General features: G+C 66.8%; 17 protein-coding genes. 10 read left to right on the top strand and 7 right to left on the bottom strand.

The genetic code is table 11. The features are described from left to right. The first annotated feature begins 43 nt into the window (after nt 1-43). Genes LC039_RS19605 through LC039_RS19595 form a run of 3 tightly spaced genes read left to right on the top strand, consistent with a single transcriptional unit; the run spans nt 44 to nt 3,302 of the window. Nucleotides 44-1,393 (top strand): CpaF family protein, encoded by a 1,350-nt coding sequence (locus tag LC039_RS19605; RefSeq protein ID WP_226627585.1) that lies wholly within the window; start codon nt 44-46, stop codon nt 1,391-1,393. A 1-nt stretch (nt 1,394) separates the two neighbouring features. Next, nucleotides 1,395-2,354 (top strand): type II secretion system F family protein, encoded by a 960-nt coding sequence (locus tag LC039_RS19600; RefSeq protein ID WP_226627584.1) that lies wholly within the window; start codon nt 1,395-1,397, stop codon nt 2,352-2,354. 27 nt (nt 2,355-2,381) lie between these two features. Further along, nucleotides 2,382-3,302 (top strand): type II secretion system F family protein, encoded by a 921-nt coding sequence (locus LC039_RS19595; protein WP_226627582.1) that lies wholly within the window; start codon nt 2,382-2,384, stop codon nt 3,300-3,302. Between the two features lie 89 nt (nt 3,303-3,391). Here the strand turns inward: LC039_RS19595 and LC039_RS19590 are convergent, their stop codons facing one another. Next, the gene (locus LC039_RS19590; protein WP_226627581.1) at nt 3,392-4,576 is read right to left on the bottom strand and encodes an AAA family ATPase; all 1,185 of its coding nucleotides are present in this window, start codon (nt 4,574-4,576) and stop codon (nt 3,392-3,394) included. 908 nt (nt 4,577-5,484) lie between these two features. On the opposite strand from LC039_RS19590, the gene LC039_RS19585 reads away from it, so the two are divergent. After that, the gene (locus LC039_RS19585) at nt 5,485-6,879 is read left to right on the top strand and encodes a tannase/feruloyl esterase family alpha/beta hydrolase (RefSeq protein WP_226627579.1); all 1,395 of its coding nucleotides are present in this window, start codon (nt 5,485-5,487) and stop codon (nt 6,877-6,879) included. 162 nt (nt 6,880-7,041) lie between these two features. Further along, complete coding sequence (locus tag LC039_RS19580; RefSeq protein ID WP_226627577.1) at nt 7,042-7,821, top strand: FadR/GntR family transcriptional regulator; 780 nt, start codon at nt 7,042-7,044, stop codon at nt 7,819-7,821. Nucleotides 7,822-7,828: 7 nt separating this feature from the next. On the opposite strand, the gene LC039_RS19575 is transcribed toward LC039_RS19580, so the two are convergent. Further along, nucleotides 7,829-8,521, bottom strand: coding sequence for a winged helix-turn-helix transcriptional regulator (locus LC039_RS19575; protein WP_226627575.1), 693 nt, complete (start codon nt 8,519-8,521; stop codon nt 7,829-7,831). A 97-nt stretch (nt 8,522-8,618) separates the two neighbouring features. Between LC039_RS19575 and LC039_RS19570 the strand changes: the two genes are divergently transcribed. Next, on the top strand, nt 8,619-9,770 hold the full coding sequence (locus tag LC039_RS19570) for an acyl-CoA dehydrogenase family protein (protein WP_226627573.1): 1,152 nt from the start codon (nt 8,619-8,621) through the stop codon (nt 9,768-9,770). 67 nt (nt 9,771-9,837) lie between these two features. On the opposite strand, the gene LC039_RS19565 is transcribed toward LC039_RS19570, so the two are convergent. Then, nucleotides 9,838-10,695 (bottom strand): epimerase, encoded by an 858-nt coding sequence (locus tag LC039_RS19565; RefSeq protein WP_226627571.1) that lies wholly within the window; start codon nt 10,693-10,695, stop codon nt 9,838-9,840. 89 nt (nt 10,696-10,784) lie between these two features. Between LC039_RS19565 and LC039_RS19560 the strand changes: the two genes are divergently transcribed. The 4 genes from LC039_RS19560 to LC039_RS19545 all read left to right on the top strand — a co-directional run bounded on the left by LC039_RS19560 (nt 10,785) and on the right by LC039_RS19545 (nt 15,276). Continuing rightward, complete coding sequence (locus LC039_RS19560) at nt 10,785-11,687, top strand: LysR family transcriptional regulator (protein ID WP_226627569.1); 903 nt, start codon at nt 10,785-10,787, stop codon at nt 11,685-11,687. A gap of 107 nt (nt 11,688-11,794) precedes the next feature. Further along, nucleotides 11,795-12,589, top strand: coding sequence for a class I SAM-dependent methyltransferase (locus LC039_RS19555; RefSeq protein ID WP_226627567.1), 795 nt, complete (start codon nt 11,795-11,797; stop codon nt 12,587-12,589). Between the two features lie 205 nt (nt 12,590-12,794). Further along, nucleotides 12,795-13,814, top strand: coding sequence for an LLM class flavin-dependent oxidoreductase (locus LC039_RS19550; protein ID WP_226627566.1), 1,020 nt, complete (start codon nt 12,795-12,797; stop codon nt 13,812-13,814). A 184-nt stretch (nt 13,815-13,998) separates the two neighbouring features. Next, complete coding sequence (locus tag LC039_RS19545) at nt 13,999-15,276, top strand: solute carrier family 23 protein (RefSeq protein ID WP_226627564.1); 1,278 nt, start codon at nt 13,999-14,001, stop codon at nt 15,274-15,276. Between the two features lie 78 nt (nt 15,277-15,354). Here LC039_RS19545 and LC039_RS19540 read toward each other — a convergent pair whose 3' ends face one another. The 4 genes from LC039_RS19540 to LC039_RS19525 all read right to left on the bottom strand — a co-directional run bounded on the left by LC039_RS19540 (nt 15,355) and on the right by LC039_RS19525 (nt 19,577). Continuing rightward, nucleotides 15,355-16,185 carry a carbohydrate ABC transporter permease gene (locus tag LC039_RS19540; RefSeq protein ID WP_226627562.1) on the bottom strand — a complete coding sequence of 277 codons (831 nt, stop codon included), beginning with the start codon at nt 16,183-16,185 and terminating at the stop codon, nt 15,355-15,357. Then, nucleotides 16,182-17,069, bottom strand: coding sequence for a carbohydrate ABC transporter permease (locus LC039_RS19535; RefSeq protein ID WP_226627560.1), 888 nt, complete (start codon nt 17,067-17,069; stop codon nt 16,182-16,184). Before LC039_RS19535 ends, LC039_RS19540 begins: the two co-directional genes overlap by 4 nt. A gap of 79 nt (nt 17,070-17,148) precedes the next feature. After that, entirely contained in the window at nt 17,149-18,435 is a 1,287-nt protein-coding gene (locus tag LC039_RS19530) for an extracellular solute-binding protein (RefSeq protein WP_226627558.1), read from the bottom strand. 68 nt (nt 18,436-18,503) lie between these two features. Beyond that, nucleotides 18,504-19,577, bottom strand: coding sequence for an ABC transporter ATP-binding protein (locus LC039_RS19525; protein ID WP_226627557.1), 1,074 nt, complete (start codon nt 19,575-19,577; stop codon nt 18,504-18,506). Nucleotides 19,578-19,580: the final 3 nt, after the last annotated feature.

The following is a 19,580-nucleotide window of genomic DNA, read 5'->3' as shown; positions in this document are numbered from 1 at the left end:
CCCTATGGCAGGGCGGTTTTTCAGAAAGTCGGAGGCGTCGCCCGTGGCGGCGGAAACGGTCGTCGCGTTGAAGGTGCCCGAGCCGGTGCGCCCGGCGCCGGGGGTACAGGCCGCCTACGAGCCGCCGGATTTCGTCAACGAGCGCGTCACCCTGCACCGCTTCCTCATCGACAAGATCAACCTGTCGATCCTCGACACGATGGAAGAGGACGAGATCCACGAGGAACTGCGTCCGCTGGTGCGCAGCTACGCCAAGGAACACAATTTCCCGCTCAGCGCTTCGGAGCTCGATGATCTGATCGTCAGCATCGGCGACGAGATGCTGGGCCTCGGTCCAATCGAGCCGCTGCTGGACGACGACACGATCAGCGACATCCTCATCGTGGGCGCGAATACCGTCTTCGTCGAGCGCTTCGGCCGGCTCGAGCGCGCCAAGGTCCGCTTCAAGGACGAGGATCACCTGCTGCGGATCATCAACAAGATCGTTGCCTCGGTCGGCCGCCGGGTGGATGAATCCTCGCCGCTGGTGGATGCCCGCCTCGCCGACGGCTCGCGGGTTAACGTCGCGATCCGCCCGGTGGCGGTGGACGGCCCGCAGGTCTCGATCCGCAAGTTCGCCAAGCGGCCCTATTCGCTCGACCGGCTGGTGGACAACACGGCGCTCGCGCCCGGCATGGCGGCGCTGCTCGCCGCGGCGGTCGAGGGCAAGGTGTCCATCGTCGTCTCGGGCGGCACGGGCTCGGGCAAGACCACCATGCTCAACGCGCTTTCGGCCTATATCCCGCATGACGAGCGCCTGGTGACCATCGAGGACGCGGCGGAACTGCAGCTGCAGCAGCCGCACGTCGTGCGCCTCGAGACCCGCCCGCCGACGGTGGACGGGCGCAACGAGATCCTGCAGCGCGACCTGGTGAAGAACGCGCTGCGGATGCGGCCCGACCGGATCATCATCGGCGAGGTGCGGGGCGGCGAAGCCTTCGACATGCTGCAGGCGATGAACACCGGCCACGAAGGCTCGATGTCGACCATCCACGCCAACAACCCGCGCGACGCGATCTCGCGCATGGAACAGATGGTGGGCATGGCGGGCATGCCGATGAACCAGACCAGCATCCGCGCGCAGATCACCTCGGCCATCGACCTCATCGTGCAGCTCGAGCGGCTGCGCGACGGCACCCGGCGCGTGACCTCGATCTCGGAGATCACCGGCATGGAGGGCGACGTGGTGCAGCTGCAGGAGATCATGAAGTTCAAGCGCACCGGCATCGACGAAGATGGCCGGGTGCTGGGCAGCTTCCGGGCCACCGGCATCCGTCCGCGGTTCCTCGAGGACCTGCAGGCGCTGGGGCTGCTGCTGAATTCCGATCACTTCGATCCCTCGAAGGAGCTGTGAGATGCTGAATGCCCCCATTGCCATCTACGGCCTGATCTTCGTCGCCGTGCTGCTGGTCACCGACACCGTGCTGCGCGCGGTCTTCTCGGCACGGCGCAATTCTCTCGAGATCCGCAACCGCCTCGAGGCGCTGAAACTGAAGAGCGGCGCCGAGGTGGCCTACTCGGAGCTGCTGCTGCGCCGCGGGGTCTCCGCCGGCACTCGCGAGCCGTTCTTCGAGTCCCTGCGCCGCTTCTACGCGCAGACCGGGCTCGACATGTCGCTCGGCAAGCGGATCCTCGTGCTCGCCGGGCTCTTTCTGGCCGGTTTCCTGCTCGGCCGGCTGTTCGTCGGGTTCGCGGGGCTGGCCAACCTGGCCTTTGCGACCGGCTTCACCGTGGTGCTGACCGGCCTGCTGCTCTATCGCCGGCGCCAGTCGCGGATCAAAAATCTGACCGCCCAGCTCGCCCCGGCGATCGACATCATCGTGCGCAGCCTCAACGCAGGGCATCCGCTGGGCTCGGCGATCTCGCTGGTGGCCCGCGAGATGCCCGACCCGCTGGGTTCCGAGTTCGGCATCCTGAGCGACCAGATGACCTTTGGCCTCGAGCTGGACCAGGCGATGCTGCACATGATCGAGCGCGTCGGCGCCCCGGAACTCAACCTGCTGGCGGTGACCGTCAGCGTGCAGCGTGGCACCGGTGGCAACCTGTCGGAGATCCTCGACAACCTCGCCAAGATGATCCGCGCCCGGCTGATGATAAAGGCGAAGATCCGGGCGATCTCGGCGGAGGGGCGGATCACCGCCTGGATCATGATGGGCTTTCCCTTCTTCCTGTTCTTCCTGATCCGCAGCATGCAGCCGAAGTATTTCGACCCGGTCTGGGAAAGCGGCTACGGCCCGGCCCTGGTCACCGGCGGCCTGGTGGTCATGGCCATCGGCATGGCCATCGTCCGCAAGCTCGTGAATTTCGACTACTGACCTGTCGGTCCACCGGGGAGGTGTGTGATGAATGAAACCCTGATCCTGATCGCGATCTTCGTCGCTGTGCTCATCGCGAGCTTTGCGCTGATGAGCTTTCTCACCCAGCGCAGGGACGTGCAGCGCAACATCGAGGACACCCGGCGTCGGCGGCGCAGCGAAACCGAGATCGATGAGCTGCTCGGCACCGGCAACGAGCGGCTGCGCTACTACCTCGACGTGGTCCAGAACGGCCACAAGGACAGCCTGAAAATGCGGCTGGTACAGGCCGGCTACCTGTCGCGCTCGGCGATCGCCAAGTTCAACCTGCTGCGCTTCGGCGCCTCGCTCTCGGTCTTCCTCGTGGTGCACCTCGTGCTGCAGAAGCTCGTGCCGGGAGCGAGCCGGTCGATGCTGATCGGGCTGGCGGCCATGGCCGGCGGGCTGACCTTCATGCTCTGCGCGATGATCCTCGAGCGGATCGGCCTCAAGCGGATGCGTGAGTTCCGCAAGATCTTCCCCGATTTCATGGACCTGCTGCTGGTCTGCGTCGATGCCGGCCTCAGCACCGAGGCGGCGATGGACCGCGTCACCCGCGAGTTCCTGCAGACCATTCCTGACTTCGGCGTGCAGCTCTCGATCATCAACCTCGAGATCCGCGCCGGCCGGCCGTTGCACGAGGCGCTGAACAACTTCGCCACCCGGGTGCGGATCGAGGAGGCGCGCACGCTGGCGGTGCTGTTCCGGCAGTCCGAGGAGCTTGGCTCCAGCGTCAGCCGCACGCTGCGCACCTTCGCCCGCGAGATGCGGGACCAGCGCCTGGTGAAGGCCGAGGAAAAGGCCAATGCGCTGCCGGTGAAGATGCTGTTCCCGATGGCGCTGTGCATGTTTCCGGTCAGCATCCTGATCGTGCTCGTGCCGATCATGATGACCATCCTCGAGCTGTTCCGGACGATGGCGCCCGGCTGACCCCGCGCTCCGCGCCCTCACAGCGCTGCCGACAAGAAAATGGCGCCGGTCCCGGGACCGGCGCCATGCGTCCGTTCGGGGTTTGGCTTTTACCGCCGGTCGCGCCGCTTGCTCGCCGCGACGTTGCGCCAGGCGAGCTCGAGCAGGTCGAGCGATAGTTCCGGCTCGCGTTCGAGGTAGCGGCAGGCGGCTAGGATGTGGCGCAGCAGGAACCCCGGATGCGCCCCCGAGGTCACGAAGCCCGCGGTCTCGTACTTGTCCTGGTAAAAGCGGTCCATCACCTCGGGCTGCCAGGCGATCCCGACTTCTTCGCAGGCGCCCTCGAAGATGCTGAAGTAATCCTCCTTGGTCGGCGAGGGGACGTGGATCTTGAAATAGATCCGGCGCAGCGCCGCATCGTCGCCCATCTCCTCGGGCATCAGGTTGGACGAAAACACCACGAGCTGATCGAAGGGGACGCTGAACTTTTTGCCGGTATGCAGCGAGAGGATGTCGAAGCCCTTCTCCAGCGGCACGATCCAGCGGTTCAGATAGGCCTGCGGTGGCTCGCTCTGCCGTCCGAAGTCATCCAGAACGAAAACTCCGCCGAGCGCCTTGAGATGCATCGGTGCCTCGTAGAAGCGCGCGGTGTGCTCGAAGGCAAGATCGAGCATGTGGAGCATGAGCTCGCCGCCCGCGATGACCACGGGGCGGTGACAGGGCACCCAGCGCAGGTCGCCTCGCGGCTGTCCCGCGGGCAACTCGGCAGTCTGGTGCAGCGTCTCGTCGTGGAAGCGGATGATCTGGTTCCCGGCAAGGATGGCAAAGGGAAAGCTCACCACGTCCTGAAACGATTCCCCCAGCGCTTCGGCCAGCGACGTCTTGCCATTGCCGGGCTCGCCATAAAGCAGCATCGAGCGCCCGGAATTGGCGGCCGGTCCGAGCTGCGCCTTGAGGATGTCCGGGATCACGAGATGCGAAAGCGCGCGGTCGAGTTCGGAGCGGTGAATCTCCTCATGGCTGATCGACTGGCTCCGGATCTGCGCCTCGAAAGCCTCGAGCGTGACCGGGGCAGGGCCGATGTATTGCGAGAGCACGAGCGCATCCAAGGCCCAGCTCTTGCCGAGATTGGTCAGGGAATAGCGGATGTCGGATTTTATATCCGCGGAGTCGAGCCCCTGCGCCTCGACCAGCATCAGCGCGGTCATCTGCTTGATGAGCTGCCGGCAGACCAGCTTGGGCAGCTTGACCACATCGGCGATCTGCGCCGGGGTCAGCGTGCCGCCCGCATGCATGACCTTACACAGGTGGTTAATAAGATAGCTTTCCGTAAGCCCGGTCTCTTCGACGGTCTTTGGCGCTGCGCCCGGAAGGAAGAGCCTGCGGTCCGGCGGCGGGGGAGACGTGGCCGCCTCGGGCTCGACAGTTGGCTCCGGAGACTTCACTTCGTGCCGCGCGGGCTGGGCGTATTGTTCGGAGTCGGCAGCCTCCGGACTCTTTGAAAACAGTTTCACTTGGAAATCCTCCCAAAATATCACTCGGTAAGAAATGGTCGGTAGAAATGCATTGAATGAAGAATATTGCGATTCTCGGAATTCACGTAGAGAATTTAGCATGTTTTCCGTGCTATCTCGCTTTCCGGCCATTCCGTCGTCCTCGGGTGCGCTGAGATTGGGGCGACTTAAATGGGGTGGTCTGAGCTTGACTGGCTCGCGGGGCAGTCGTCGCAGACACGGCTGCTTTTGGTCTCGGACTTCATGACGGCTTCCCTGCGCTTCGAGACAGGAACATCTCGCGGCGTAGAATCTGGTAGGTTCCTTGACGCTCCATTGCGGCTCGCCGCGGTCAATGCGGTTTCCCCTTTGGATAACTTTATGTTTTCTCATGAGCGGCGCACTTGAGGGTGGCGCGCGCCCCGAGAATTTCGGGTTATGCGTGTAATGCGCGTTATGTATTGTGGTTGCGTAACTGCCGCGCGCTCCCAGAGTGCGGGAGGACTACAGCTTTCGCACGAGGCGCGAGCCGTCGCTGCCTCCAAAGAGCCAGACGAAGCCAACAAAGGTCCACGCGGCGGATCGCCCTCTGGGAACTCGTGCAGCACTGCTCCAGCCGCTCTCCCGCGGACGCTGCGTCATGGCACAAATGCCTTGAGCGGATTTTTCCATGAGGCAATTCTACCCACGGGAGATTTGGGAGGATATCCATGAAGCTAACCGCCATCACGCTGGCCCTTCTGGCCAGCGCGTCCTACGCCTATGCCGATCAGACGCCCGAGGACTGCAGTGCCCTGCGCGACACGGTCTTCGACGGCGGCCATGTCACCTCGGCCCGCGTGATGAGCCCGGAGGGGCTGCCGCAGTATTGCGAGGTGCGCGCCACTGCCCTGCCCGCCATTTCGATCGAGGTCCGCCTGCCGCTGACGGGCTGGAACGGCAAGTTCTACCAGGCGGGTTGCGGCGGCTTCTGCGGCATCCTCGGGCGCGCCGATGGCGGCCAGTCCTGGGTCAACGCCATGCGTCCCGGGCTCGAGCGCGGCTATGCCACCGCCACTTCGGACAGCGGCCACCACGCGCTTGCGGTCACCGAGGCGAGCTGGGCGCAGGACAACCCCGACGCCGAGCGCGACTGGGGCTGGCGCTCGATCGGCGAGACCAACCGCGTCGCGCAGGTAATGATCGACGCCTTCTACGGCACCCCCTCGAGCCAGGCGGTCTTCCAGGGCTGTTCGACCGGCGGGCGCATGGCGCATGTGGCGGCGCAGCGCTACCCCGAGATGTTCGACGGCATCATCTCCGGCGCCCCCGCGATGGATTACACCGGGCTCGTGGGGACCGCGATGTCCTGGGTTCTGCAGGCCAATACGGCCGAGGACGGCAGCCAGATCCTCGGGCCTGACGAGGCCGCGAAGATCGGCGCGGCGGTTATGCAGCAATGCGACGGCGTCGACGGGGCCGAGGACGGGGTGATCGCCGACCCGCGTGCCTGCGAGATTGACTACTCCGGTCTCGAGCTGAGCGACGAGCAACTTGATACGCTGGTGAAATGGCGCGAGGGGCCGCGCAACGCGGCGGGTGCGCAGCTCTACCCGGGCGGCATCCCCGAGGGGTCCGAGCCCTTCTGGTGGCTCTGGCTGACCGGCAACGCCGAGGGGGCCGGAAAGCTGGTCTCGGGCTTCGCGGGCGGCTTCACCCGCCACATGGCCTTTGCGGACGATCCCGGCACCGACTACTCGCCGCTGTCCTTCGACTTCGAGACCGACCCTGCGCGCATGGCGACGGCGGCCTCGCTCTACAACGGGGACAGCCCGGACCTCTCGGCCTTCCGCGAGGCGGGTGGCAAGATGATCGTTTACCACGGCTGGGCGGATTCCATCGTGACTCCCTACAAGACCGTGGAGTGGTACGATCAGGCGGCCGAACTTGCCGGGGGCGAGACCGCGCTGAACGAGAACGTGAAGCTCTTCATGGTGCCTGGCCTCGATCACTGCGGCATTCTGCCGGGTCCGAACGGGGTGAACTGGTCTTCGCTCGACCCGATGACCCCGCTGGAAGCCTGGATGAACGACGGCGCGGCGCCGAGCTCGATCATGGTCGAATGAGGCCCCCTGCCCGCCCGGGCTCTTTCTCGGGCGGGCGCGAACCGTCTTTGCGCGCAGGGCTCCAGCGCCAACCTGTGCCATCATATCGCGTTTATCCAATATTTGTGCTCTGCGAGGCTGGGGTGAGATTGACACCCCGGTGTCGCCAGATAGACTTTCGATATGTCGGACAAATTGAACGCGCCGGGTCTCGCCTTCGACACTCAGGCCGCGCCCGAGAAGAGAAAGAATGAATCCATCGCGGACTGGCTTGGGCGCCAGATCGTCAGCGGCGTCTATGGCTGCGGCGATCCGATCCCGAAGGAGATGGATTTCCTTGCGCAGACCGGCATTTCGCGCGGCGCCTACCGAGAGGCGCTGCGGCGGCTCGCGGGCAAGGGAATGCTGGTCACGCGCACCCGCAGCGGCACGCGGGTCACCCCGCGCGAGAGCTGGTCGCTGCTTGACCCCGACGTGGTGCGCTGGAGCTTCGAGAGCGGCGCGCCGCCCGACTGGTACATCCGCGCGCTCTACGAGATGCGCGCGATGATCGAACCGCCCGCCGCCGCCTTCGCCGCCGAGCGCCGCACCGAGGCGGATTTGCAGCTCTTCCGGGACGCGCTGCAGGCCATGCGCTACTGCGAGATGACCGAGGATAGCTGGCACCAGGCCGACGCGAGCTTTCACCGGGCGATCCTGATCAGCTCGCACAACCCGGTGCTGCTGTCGCTGGAATCGGGGATTTGCGCCGCGGTCGCCTACACCACGGCTTTCCGATACCGCGACATGCCCAACCCGCACACCCGCAACCCGGTGGACGAACACGCCGCCGTTTTCGAACGGATCGAGGCGCGCGATCCCGTCGGCGCGCGGCGTCTGATGTCCGAGCTGGTGGATACGGCGCTGCTTGATTCCAAGGGAACGACGGTCTTCGACCTCGGCCTGCCGACGCTGAAGGTCTGAGCCGCGCTCACTCCACCATGCGCTCTTGCGGGGCGAAGACGCTGAGTTTCAGCCAGCCCCGCAGGCGTCTTTCGAGTTCCGGCACCGCGTCGATCCGGATGTGTCCCGCGTCGGTCTCGTCGCGCAGCTTGGTCAGCCCCATCCACACCGAGGTCATCGCCCGCAGATCGGCGGTCACCAGGATGTCGACCTCGTAGCCGGGGTCGAACTTGCACAAATCGGTGTCGTCGGTGCCGACGACCAGCCACCAGTCGCGCAGGTTTTCCCCGATTTCCGGGTACAGAAACTGAATCGTGCAGCGGCTGTCAGGGCGTGGATCCGGCTCGAAATTCCGCCGGATGTCCCACATCAGCAGCGAGGGATCGAGATTGCGCAGCGACAGGCGCGACTCGACCCAGCGCTGCCCCCAGTTGCCGATGCCCATGACGATCGGGCGCAGCTCCTCTCCGGCGGCGGTGAGGTGGTACTCCTGCGTGCCGCGCTCGGTCTGCACGGTACGGATCACGCCGGCCAGCTCCAACTCCTTGAGGCGTTTGGACAAAAGGCTGGGCGACATCTTCGGCACGCCCTTGCGGATGTCGTTGAACCGGGTCGATCCGCAGAGCAGTTCGCGCACCACGAGCGGCGTCCAGCGCGTGCAGAAGACCTCGGACGCCATCGAGACCGGGCAGAACTGCCCATAGAGGTTGGTGATCTCCATGCGCGGGAGCATAGCAGAGCCGATTCATTTCCTGAACTATCGCTCTGTGTCGACTCTGTCATGCTGGAAGGACGACAGGGAATGAAAGGACCACGAGATGACCGAGATCGAGACACTCGACCGCCCGGCGGCGCGGGACTTCACCGCCATCGCCGAGCAATTCGCCGAGGAATGTGCCAAGCAGGCCATGGCCCGCGACGACGACGACAGTTTCGTTGCCGAGAGCTACCAGAGGGCCAAGCAGGCCGGGCTCATCGACGCCGGCGTGCCGGCGGAGCTGGGCGGCGGCGGCGCCGATGTCCGCGCGCTCTGCGACATGCTGCGCCGGGTGGCGCATGGCTGCTCGTCCACCGCGCTGGCGCTGTCGATGCACACCCATCAGGTCGCCTTCCCGGCCTGGCGCTGGCACCACCAGCAGGCGACGCGTGACAAGACCGAGCCGTTGCTGAAGCGGATCGCCGCCGAGAAGCTGGTGCTGTTGTCGTCCGGCGGCGGCGACTGGATCGGCGGGTCCGGCAAGGCCGAGCCGGTCGAGGGCGGCTACCGGATCACCGCCCGCAAGATGTTCGTCTCGGGCGCGCCCGCGGGGGACCTGTTGATGACCAGCGCGATCTCGCCCGAAGAGGGCGGAACCATCCTGCACTTCCCCTGCCCCATGTCCGCCGCCGAGGTCTCGGTGCTCGACACCTGGCACACGCTCGGGATGCGCGGCACCGGCAGCCACGACGTGATGATCGAGGGGCTTTTCGTGCCCGCCGAGAAGGTGGCGGTGAAGCGTCCGCAGGGAAAGTGGCATCCGCTCTTCTTCATGCTGGGCACCATCGCCTTTCCGCTCATCTACGCGGTCTACCTCGGCGTCGCCGAGCGGGCGCGCGATCTCGCGGTGGAGATTGCCGCGCGGCGTCCCGCTTCGCGCCTGCTGCGCGACCGCGCCGGACGGATGGAGACGGCGCTTCATACGGCCCGGCTTGCCCATGCGGACATGGTAGCGACCTGCGAGCTGAATACGCCCTCGGCCGAGACCGTCGGGCAGGTGATGACCGGCCGGCGGCTGGTCGAGGAGAACGCGATCAAGACCGTCGAGTTGGCCATGGAGCTGGCAGGCGGCGCGGGCTTCTACCGCAAGGCAGAGCTCGAGCGGCTGTTCCGCGACATCCAGGCCGCGCGCTACCACCCGCTGCAGAAGGAGATGCAGGCGGAGTACGTGGGCGCGTTGACGCTCGGCCAGCCGATCGACGAGATCTACTGAAGACAGGCGGGCTCCGGAGGCCACCCCTCACCGGGGCCCGGCGCGGGCCTGCCGTTGAACAGCGTCCTCACGCTGGCGTAGGCAGGTGACCCGCGACGACTTCCTCGAAGGGTGTCGGGGCAAAATCCGGAAGCGCCGCGGCCAGCGCCGCCCCGTCGAGGCTGTGTGGGTGCTCGAAGAGATAGCGCATCTCGGTCAACTCCCGCGCAAGCTCCCAGGCCGGGGAGGCCAGCCGCAGCGCCCACCAGGGGAACCGGGTGATCCGCAGGGATCGCCCGGTTTGCCGTGTGATCTCGGCGGCAAAGTCGCTCAGGCTGAAGGTGTGCCCCGGGAACGGGAACTCGGCAAAGTCTGGCAGGTCCTGCTTGTGCGACAGCGCCACGGCGGCGCGGGCGAAATCCGGCAGGTAGGCATAGGCGCGCGGCACCTCCGGCGGGCCGAGGGCCGTGATCCGCCCCTTCGGCAGCGACTTCAGCATCACCCGACCCATCATCAGCCCCGGCTTGCTGCCATCGATGAAATCCCCGGCCCGCAGAATGGTCACCGGCAGGCCAGAGGCGCGCCACGCGGCCTCCATCTCGTCCCGCACGCGCCCCTTGCGGCTGCAGGGGCGATGCGGCGTCTCGGCGGACCAAGGCGCGGGCTGGCGGCCGTAGACGTAGACGTTGCCCGGGATCAGCACCCGCGCGCCGCTGGCGCGGGCGGCCTGCATGGTCAGTTCGGTGATCTGCGGGATCTGCCGTGCCCAGTCGTGGTAGTCGGGCGGGTTCATCGCGTTGATGATCAGCGCGCAGCCCTGCGCCGCCTTCGCGGGATCGCTGCCGCGTTGAAAGCGGTGCACCTGCCAACCGTCCTCGGCGAAGGCATGGGCGAAGGCGCTGCCGGAATGTCCCGATGCGCCGAGGATGAGAACCTTGCGTGCCATGGTGGCCTCCTGTCTGGTTGCCGCAAAGGTGCCATGGAAAGTTTCGCATGGGGATTGCGAATATCTGCAGGTTGGCCATTCATCGATGAATGGACATGCCGCCCCTCGACTGGTCCCTTCTGCAGAGCTTCCTGCGCGTCGCCGCGGCGGGCTCGCTCTCGGCTGCCGCGCGGGCGAACGGTGTCAGCCAGCCCACGCTCGGCCGGCACATCCGCGCGCTCGAGGCGGCGCTCGAACAGCCGCTCTTTCTGCGCCGCCCCGAGGGGCAGGCGCTGACCGCCATGGGCCACCGTCTGCTGGCCCATGCGCGCGACATGGAAGAGGCCGCCGCCCGGATCTCGCTCACCGCCGCCGGGGCCAGCGCGCGGCTCGAAGGCACGGTGCGGATAACCGCCGCGCGGGTCGTCTCGCATTGGCACCTGCCCCGGCTGCTGGCGCGACTGCGGGAGCAAGAGCCGGGCATCCGCATCGACCTCGTGGCCTCGGACGTGCCCGAGAACCTGCTGCACCGCGAGGCCGACATCGCGCTGCGCATGTTCCGCCCCGAGCGCGGCGACCTTGTGGCGCAGAAGGTCGCCGAACTGCCGCTCGGGCTCTACGCCGCCCGCAGCTACCTCGACCGGGTGGGCCGGCCGGAAACGCTTAAGGAGCTGCAGGCGCTGGACTTCGTCGGCTACGGGCGCTCGGACATGATGCAGCGGGTGATGGCCGAGAACGGCTGGCAGGCCGGACGCGAGACCTTCCCCGTACGCTGCGAGGACCAGCTGGTGAACTGGGCCCTGGTCTGCGCGGGCTGCGGCGTCGGCGGTTTCCAGAGGGTGATCGCGGATGCCGACCCACGGGTCGAGCGCATCGCCGGTTTGGTGCGCCTGCCGGTGCTATCGGTCTGGCTGGTTGTGCCCGAGGCGCTGCGGCAGGTGCCGCGCGTGGCCCGCGTCCGGCAGGCGCTGGCCGCGGAAATGGCCCGGATCGGCGCGGTGTCCCGGGATTGATGGCGCGGCCTGCGCCCGGAATTCTTGACCGTCGCCGCAATGCCTGCCCCCTGCCCTGTGCTATACTCGGCGCATCGATGCTCCGAGGACAGGAGGAGGTCATGGGCATGGAAAAAGCCGACGCCGCCACGGGCCAGATCACGGCAGAGGCGGCAAGGGTCTACGAGTCGTTCTTCGTTCCGGCGCTCTTCGGGCAATTCGCCCCCTGGCTGGTCGAGGCGGCGGGCATTCGGGGCGGCGGCCGGGTGCTCGACGTGGCAACGGGAACCGGCATCGCGGCGCGGGCGGCGCTCAAGCGGGGCGCAAGCGTGTGCGCGGTGGATATCAACGAGGGCATGCTGACCGTGGCGCGCGAACTGGAGCCGCACGTGAATTTCCAGCGGGCCCCGGCCGAGGCGCTGCCCTTCGACGACGATGCCTTCGATGCGGTGACCTGCCAGTTCGCGCTGATGTTTTTCGACGACCGGGTGCAGGCCCTGCGCGAGATGCGGCGGGTGTGCCACCCGGGCGGGCACGTGGCGGTCTCGGTCTTCGACGCCTGGGAGGACTCGCCGGGTTATCGCGATCTCATCCCGCTGCTCGGCGAGATCATGGGCGCGGAGGCCGCGGAGGCGCTGAAGGCCCCCTTCTGCCTCGGCGGCGAGGGCGTACTCGCGGCCTTGCTCGAGGAGGCGGGGTTGGGCGGCGCGCAGCGGGTCCACAAAACAGGGCAGGTCCGGCATGCCTCGCTGGAGGCCTGGCTGGACACGGAAATCGGCGGCTGGACCTTGGCCAGCATGGCGACCCCCGAGATCATGAGCGCGCTCAAGGCGGCGGCGGAGGACAGGCTCGGGCAGTATCGCAACGCCGACGGCACCGTGTCCTTCGAGGCGCCCGCGGTCTTTGCCATCGCCGAAGTTTGAGCCAGCGGCAAGGGCAGGCGCCGGCCCGCGGGGTTCCGCGCGCGGCTGAACGGGGTGCCGCCGCCGGGGCCGCCCGCGCACAGAACCTGCGCTTGGGCAAACAGCCGCGCCGCTTGCGGGGTGCCCCCCCGAATGACTAGCTATGCGCCAAACGGGCCCGGCAGCGGGAGCTTTCCGCTGCGGCCGCAGCCCGAGGAGTATCGCTATGAAGAACATCGGCTTTCTGTCCTTCGGACATTGGTCCCCGCAACGCGGGTCGGCCACCCGCACCGCCTCCGACGCCCTGCTGCAGGCCATCGACCTGTCGGTCGCCGCCGAGGAACTGGGGCTCGACGGCGCCTATTTCCGTGTCCACCACTTCGCCCGTCAGCACGCCAGCCCCTTCCCGCTGCTGGCGGCCGTCGGCGCGCGCACCTCGAAGATCGAGATTGGCACCGGCGTCATCGACATGCGCTACGAGAACCCGCTCTACATGGCCGAGGACGCCGGCGCCGCCGACCTGATCAGCCAGGGCCGGCTGCAGCTCGGCATCAGCCGTGGCAGCCCCGAGCAGGTGATCGAGGGCTGGCGCTACTTCGGCTACGGCCCGGCCGAGGACGAGACCGACGCCGACATGGGCCGCCGCCACGCGCAGGTCTTCCTGCAGATGCTCGAGGGCCATGGCTTCGCCGAGCCGAACCCGCGCCCGATGTTCCCCAACCCGCCGGGCAAGCTGCGGCTCGAGCCACATTCCGAGGGCCTCCGGGACCGCATCTGGTGGGGCGCCGGCTCGAACAAGACCGCCGAATGGGCCGCCATGCTGGGCATGAACCTGCAAAGCTCGACGCTGAAGGACGACGAGACCGGCGAGCCCTTCCACCTCCAGCAGGCGCAGCAGATCCGCGCCTACCGCGAGGCGTGGAAATCGGCCGGCCATTCCCGCAAGCCGCGGGTCTCGGTCAGCCGTTCGATCTTTGCCATCACCAGTGACGAGGACCGGATGTACTTCGGTTCGGGCGGCAAGGAACAGGACTCGGTGGGCTTCATCGAACAGCAGCGCTCGATCTTCGGCCGTTCCTATGCCGACGAGCCCGACAAGCTGATCGAACAGCTGAAGGGCGACGAGGGCATCAGGGAGGCCGACACGCTGCTGCTGACCATCCCGAACTCGCTGGGGGTCGACTACAACGCCCATGTGATCGAGAACATACTCACCCATGTCGCCCCGGCCCTCGGCTGGCGCTGACACCGGCAGGGACATGAGGCATCCGGCAGACACGCCGGGTGCCTCATCTTTCGCAACGCCGCCCTGCGCGGCGCCTGCACATCGGCGCCGCCCTGCGCAAGCCGATCCTCCCTCGCTGACCCCCTGACATCTGCTGCCAAATCGAGCTATGGCGGCGCGCAGAGAGTCTTCCCAGGAGAGAGCGATGTCATATTTCCCGAGGTGGCGCGTGGGCACGGGCCAGGTGATCATGCCGGACGAGCGCCTGCCCGGCGCCGGATCTCTGCCGATGGGCATCCAGCACCTGCTGGCCATGTCCGGCTCGACCATCGTCGCGCCGATCCTGATGGGCTTCGACCCCAACGTCGCGGTGTTCTTCTCGGGCATCGGCACGCTGCTCTTCTTCCTCATCACCGCGGGCCGGGTGCCGAGCTATCTCGGCTCCTCCTTCGCCTTCATCGCAGTGGTGCTGGCGGTGCTCGGGCAGGAGGGCGCGACCATCGCCCATGCGCTCGGCGGCATCATCGCCTGCGGCGCGCTCTACGCGCTGATCGGCCTGATCGTCATGGCGGTCGGCTACGGCTGGGTAGAGAAGCTGATGCCCCCCGTGGTGACCGGCACCATCGGCATCGCCATCGGGCTCAACCTCGCGCCGGTCGCGGTGGACCAGCTCAATGCCTTCGGCAACCCGACGCCCTCGCATCTCACCGTGGCGCTGCTGACGGTGCTCTGCATGGCGATGGTCTCCTGCTACGGCACGGCCCGGACCCGGCGGCTGTCGGTGCTGCTGGCGCTGATCTTCGGCTACGCGCTGGTGCTGCTGCTGGGCAATGGCCTCGGGGTCATGCCGGGCATCGACTTCTCGGCCGTCGGCGCGGCGGAGTGGTTCGGCCTGCCGCACTTCCAGAAGCCCGAGTTCCACTGGTCGGCGATCACCCTCATCGCTCCGGTCGCCATAGTGCTGGTCGCCGAGAACCTCGGCCACATCAAGGCTTTGGGGGCCATCACCGGCAAGGACATGGACCCCTATATCGGGCGCGGCTTCTTCGCCGACGGCGTGGCGACCATGGTCGCGGGCTCGGGCGGCGGCACCGGGGTCACCACCTATGCCGAGAACATCGGCGTCATGGCGATGACCAAGGTCTACTCGACGCTGGTCTTCGTGATCGCCGCCGTGGTCGCCATCTGCCTCGGCCTGTCGCCGAAGTTCGGCGCGCTGCTGCAGACCATCCCGGCGCCGGTGCTGGCGGGCCTGTCGGTCGCGGTCTTTGGGCTGATCGCCTCGGCCATGGCGCGGATCTGGATCGAGAACCGGGTGGATTTCTCGGACCCGCGCAACCTTTTCACCGCTGGCATCGCGCTGATCTTCGGGGCCGGCGACTTCACGCTGCAGATCGGGGCGTTCGCGCTTGGCGGCATCGGCACCTCGACCCTCGCCGCGCTGCTGATCTACCAGCTGCTCGGGATCGGCCGGAAAGCCTGATCCCCAAAAAAAGGGCCCCCACCAGAGATGGCGGGGGCTCAGTCCGGGAACAGGGGCTCCCGGGAGGATGGGGTTTGATCAGCCCTTCACGCCCGACGAGATCATCACCGCCTCGGTCACCCGCTTCTGGAAGATCAGGTAGGCGAGCACCACAGGCGCCGCGGCCAGCAGCGCCACCGACATGATCCGCGCGTAGGCCACGCCGAAGGCGTCGTTGACCTGGGTGATGCCGACCGGGATCGTCATCATGTCCTCGGTGGTGATGACGAGGAAGGGCCAGAGGAAGGCGTTCCAGCTCATGATGAAGGTGATGATGCCGAGCGCGGTGGTGATACCCCAGTTGAGCGGCAGGTAGACCTTGAAGAGCAGCGTGTAGTCGCCGCCCCCGTCGAGCACCACGGCCTCCTTCATCTCCTTGGGCACCGCGTCGAAGAACTGCTTGTAGACGATGATCACCACCGGCACGACGAGTTGCGGCAGGATGATCCCGCCCCAGCGGTTGATCAGGTCGAGGTCGTTCATCAGCACGAACTGCGGCACCACCAGCGCCTGCGCCGGGACCATGAAGCTGGCCAGCACGATGCCGTAGAGCAGGCGGCGGCCGGGGAACTGCATCTGGCTCAGCGCATAGGCGCACATCATGCCGGTCAGCAAAACCACGGCGGTGATGATCACCGAGGTGCCGATGGAGTTGATGTACCAGTCGATCAGCGAGGTGTTGAACAGCGCGTCAACATAGGACGAGAGGTTGAACTCGTCCGGAAAGAGCCCCGCCCCCTCCGAGACCACCCGGTTCTCGGAGCGGATCGAGGTGACGAAGGCCCAGTAGAGCGGGAAGATCCAGATCAGCCCCGCGACCAGCGTCGTGCCCGTGAGGGCGAGGTTCTCGAAACGTCTCTGCCGGGTCATTTGTCTTTCCCCCCGATGCGCAGGATCTGGAATTGCAGCACCGAGATCACCACGATGATCAGGAACAGCACCAGCGAGATGGCCGCGGCATAGCCGCCGTTGTTGAGCTGGAAGGCCTCGCGGTAGACCATCAGCAGCAGCACGTAGCTGGAGTTGAACGGGCCGCCCTCGGACAGCAGGTAGACCTGGTCGAAGATCTTCAGCTGCAGGATGAGCTGCAGGGTCAGCACCAGCGCGGTCACCGGCCAGAGCAGTGGCCATGTCACCTTGAAGAACAGCTGTTTGCGGGTCGCGCCGTCGAGCTTGGCGGCCTCGTAGAGCTCTTCGGGGATGTTGCGAAGACCGGCGAGGAACAGCAGCACGTTGAAGCCGTTGGTCCACCAGATCGTCACCACCGCCACGGCGGGCATCACCCAGAAGGGGTTCTTGAAGACCGGCACCGGCTTGCCGGTGAAGAACTCGATGGCCGGCTGCAGGATGCCGAACTGGAAGTCGAGCATCCAGGCCCAGATCTGCGTGACCACCGAGACCGGCAGCACGTAGGGCATGAAGAACATCACCAGCGCCAACGCCTGCATCCGCCCCGACAGACGGTTCACCGCCAGCGCGATGATCAGCGCGATCACGGTTGTCGGGATCACCGTCAGCAGCACGAAGTAGCCGTTGTTGACCAGCGACGTGTAGAACAGCTTGTCGGACAGCAGTCGCGCGTAGTTGTCGAAGCCGACCCACTCGCCGCCACCGATGAGCGGCGCGTCGGTGAAGCTCATGCGGACCACCTCGATCACCGGATAGGCGAAGACCAGCGCGAAGATCGCCACGAAGGGCAGGATCAGCGAATAGGCCACCAGCCTGTGCCGTGACCGGTTCCGGATCATGGCCATGTCGTCAATTCTCCTCCCAGAGGGGTATTCGGCCCCCGCGCGTCTCCTTGCACGCGGGGGCCACGGCGCGGGCTGCGCCTCAGTTCATCTTGCTTTCCAGCTCGGACTTGACCTGCTCGATCGCGTCCTCCGCCGACAGGTAGCCGTGCATCGCGGGCGAGATGATGTTCTGCGCCGCGTCATAGGCGGGCGAGGCCACGCCGGCGACTTCGCTGCGCGGATCATAGGTCGCACCATCGGCCAGCGACGAGTAGGTCGCGTTCGGCTCCATGGTCTTGAACGCCTCGCTCTCGGCCACCGGCTTGTAGGCCGGAATATGGCCCGCGTCGGCCCATTGGATCGCGTGCTTTTCCATCCAGCCGATCACCTGCATGACCGCCTCGCGCTTGGCCGGGTCCATTTCCTCGTCGCCCTGCACCGGGATCGCCCAGGCGTGGCTGTCGGCCCAGGTGGTCCGGGTGTCCATCAGCTTGGGGATCTCCACCGCGCCCCACTCGAAGCCGAGGTTGCCGTTCTTTTCGAGGTCCTTCATCGTCGGCACTTCCCAGACACCATTGAGCTGGAACGCCGACTTGCCAGAGGTGAAGAGCGCGACCGAGGCCTCGTAGAGCGCCTGCTCGGGCTGCCAGCCCTGGTCGTGCCAGTTGGTCATGATCTCGACCGCCTTCACCGCCTTCTCGGCGCTGTCGCCGGGCAGCACTTCGCCGTCATCGGAAATCAGCGTGCCGCCCTGCTGCGAGAGCAGCGTGTAGAACACGCGGTAGGTGCCGCCGTCGTCTCCGGTGGCGTAGGTCACCGGGCTTTCCGAGCCATTGTCGGCAGCGGCCTGCATGGCCTCCTCGAAGTCGGCAAGGCTCTCGATGCCGGTCAGCTGTCCCTCCTCGTCGAGGAAGCGCGTCCCCTCAAGGTAGGACTTGTTGTAGTAGAGCACGATGGAGTGGATATCGAAGGGCACCGCGTAGAGCGACCCGTCCGGCCCCTTGGCGGCATCGAGCGAGCTGGCGAAGAAATCGCCTTCGCTGAGGCCCGCCGCCTCGAGATCGGCGTCGGTGATCGGGGTCAGCACGCCCTCGCTGAGGCCGAGCGGCATGCGCGAGAGGTGATAGGTCATCAGGTCCGGCCCGCGGCCCACGGCGGCGGACGTGCGCACCTTGGTGTAGAAGGGCACGCCCCATTCCAGCGTGGTACCCTCGATCTGCACGTCGGGGTGTTCCTCGTTGAACTGCTCGATCAGCGCCTTCATGCGCACGCCGTCGCCGCCGGCAAAGAAATCCCACCAGGTGACGGTCTGCTGTGCGAAGGCGGGCATGCCGATGCCGGCAAGCGCCGCGATTGCAGAGACCTGTGCCAATGTCTTCAGTTTCATTCGGTCCTCCTCCTTGACCGTGGGGCGAAAGGCGCCCCGTCCTGTCTTGGTCCGCCCTCCAGCAGACCCTAGCGAAGCCTCGCGCCCTCGGGCGTGAAGGCAAAAACCTTGTCCGGCTCCGCGCCGATGCTGAGCCGCTGGCCCTCGAGCCGGTCGCGGCTGCCGCGCCGTTCGAAGACGATGTCGGCGCCCGAGGCCGAGCGGGTGTGCAGGTAGGAATTGCCGCCCAGCTCCTCGGCCACCTCCACCGTCACCGGCAGGCCGCCGGACTCGGTCGGGGCAAGGTGCTCGGGCCGCACGCCCAGAACCACGCGGCTGCCCTCGGCCGGTTTCGGCCCGCTCAGCGCGGCGCGCAGAACGCCCTCCTCGGCCTGCGCGGTGATGGTCCCTCCGTCGCTACCGGTGACCACGGCGTCGACGAAGTTCATCGCCGGAGAGCCGATGAACCCCGCGACGAAGCGGTTGTCGGGATCGTCGTAGAGATGCAGCGGACGGCCGGCCTGCATGACGTGGCCGCCCTTCAGCACGAAGATGTCGTCGGCCAGCGTCATCGCCTCGACCTGATCGTGGGTGACGTAGATCATCGTCGCGCCGATCTGCCGGTGCAGCCGCGTCAGCTCGAGCCGCATCTGCACCCGCAGCTCGGCGTCGAGGTTGGACAGCGGCTCGTCGAACAGGAACACCTCCGGCTCGCGCACGATGGCGCGGCCGATGGCAACGCGCTGGCGCTGCCCGCCCGAGAGCGCCGAGGGCTTCTTGTCGAGGTGATCCGTCAGCTGCAGGATCCGCGCCGCCTCGCGCACCTTTTCCTCGCGCTCGTGGCGCGGCGCGCGGGCGAGGCGCAGCGAGAAGCCCATGTTCTCGGCCACGCTCAGGTGCGGGTAGAGCGCGTAGCTCTGGAACACCATGGCGACGCCGCGCTTGGCGGGCTCGACATGGGTGACGTCACGCCCGCCGATCTCGATGGTGCCGCCGCTGCTTTCCTCCAGCCCCGCGATCATCCGCAGCAGGGTGGACTTGCCGCAGCCCGAGGGGCCGACGAAGACCCCGAACTCCCCCTTCGGGACCTCCAGCGACACATCCTTGATCACATCATGCGCCCCGAAGGACTTCTTCACGCCTGTAAGCTTCACGCCCGACATGGC

The organism is Alloyangia pacifica, assembly GCF_020524285.1.
In the GTDB taxonomy this organism is placed as follows: Bacteria; Pseudomonadota; Alphaproteobacteria; order Rhodobacterales; family Rhodobacteraceae; genus Salipiger; species Salipiger pacificus_B.
The sequence above is the reverse complement of the archived record's forward strand: the minus strand, read 5'-3'. Positions and strand labels throughout refer to the sequence as shown.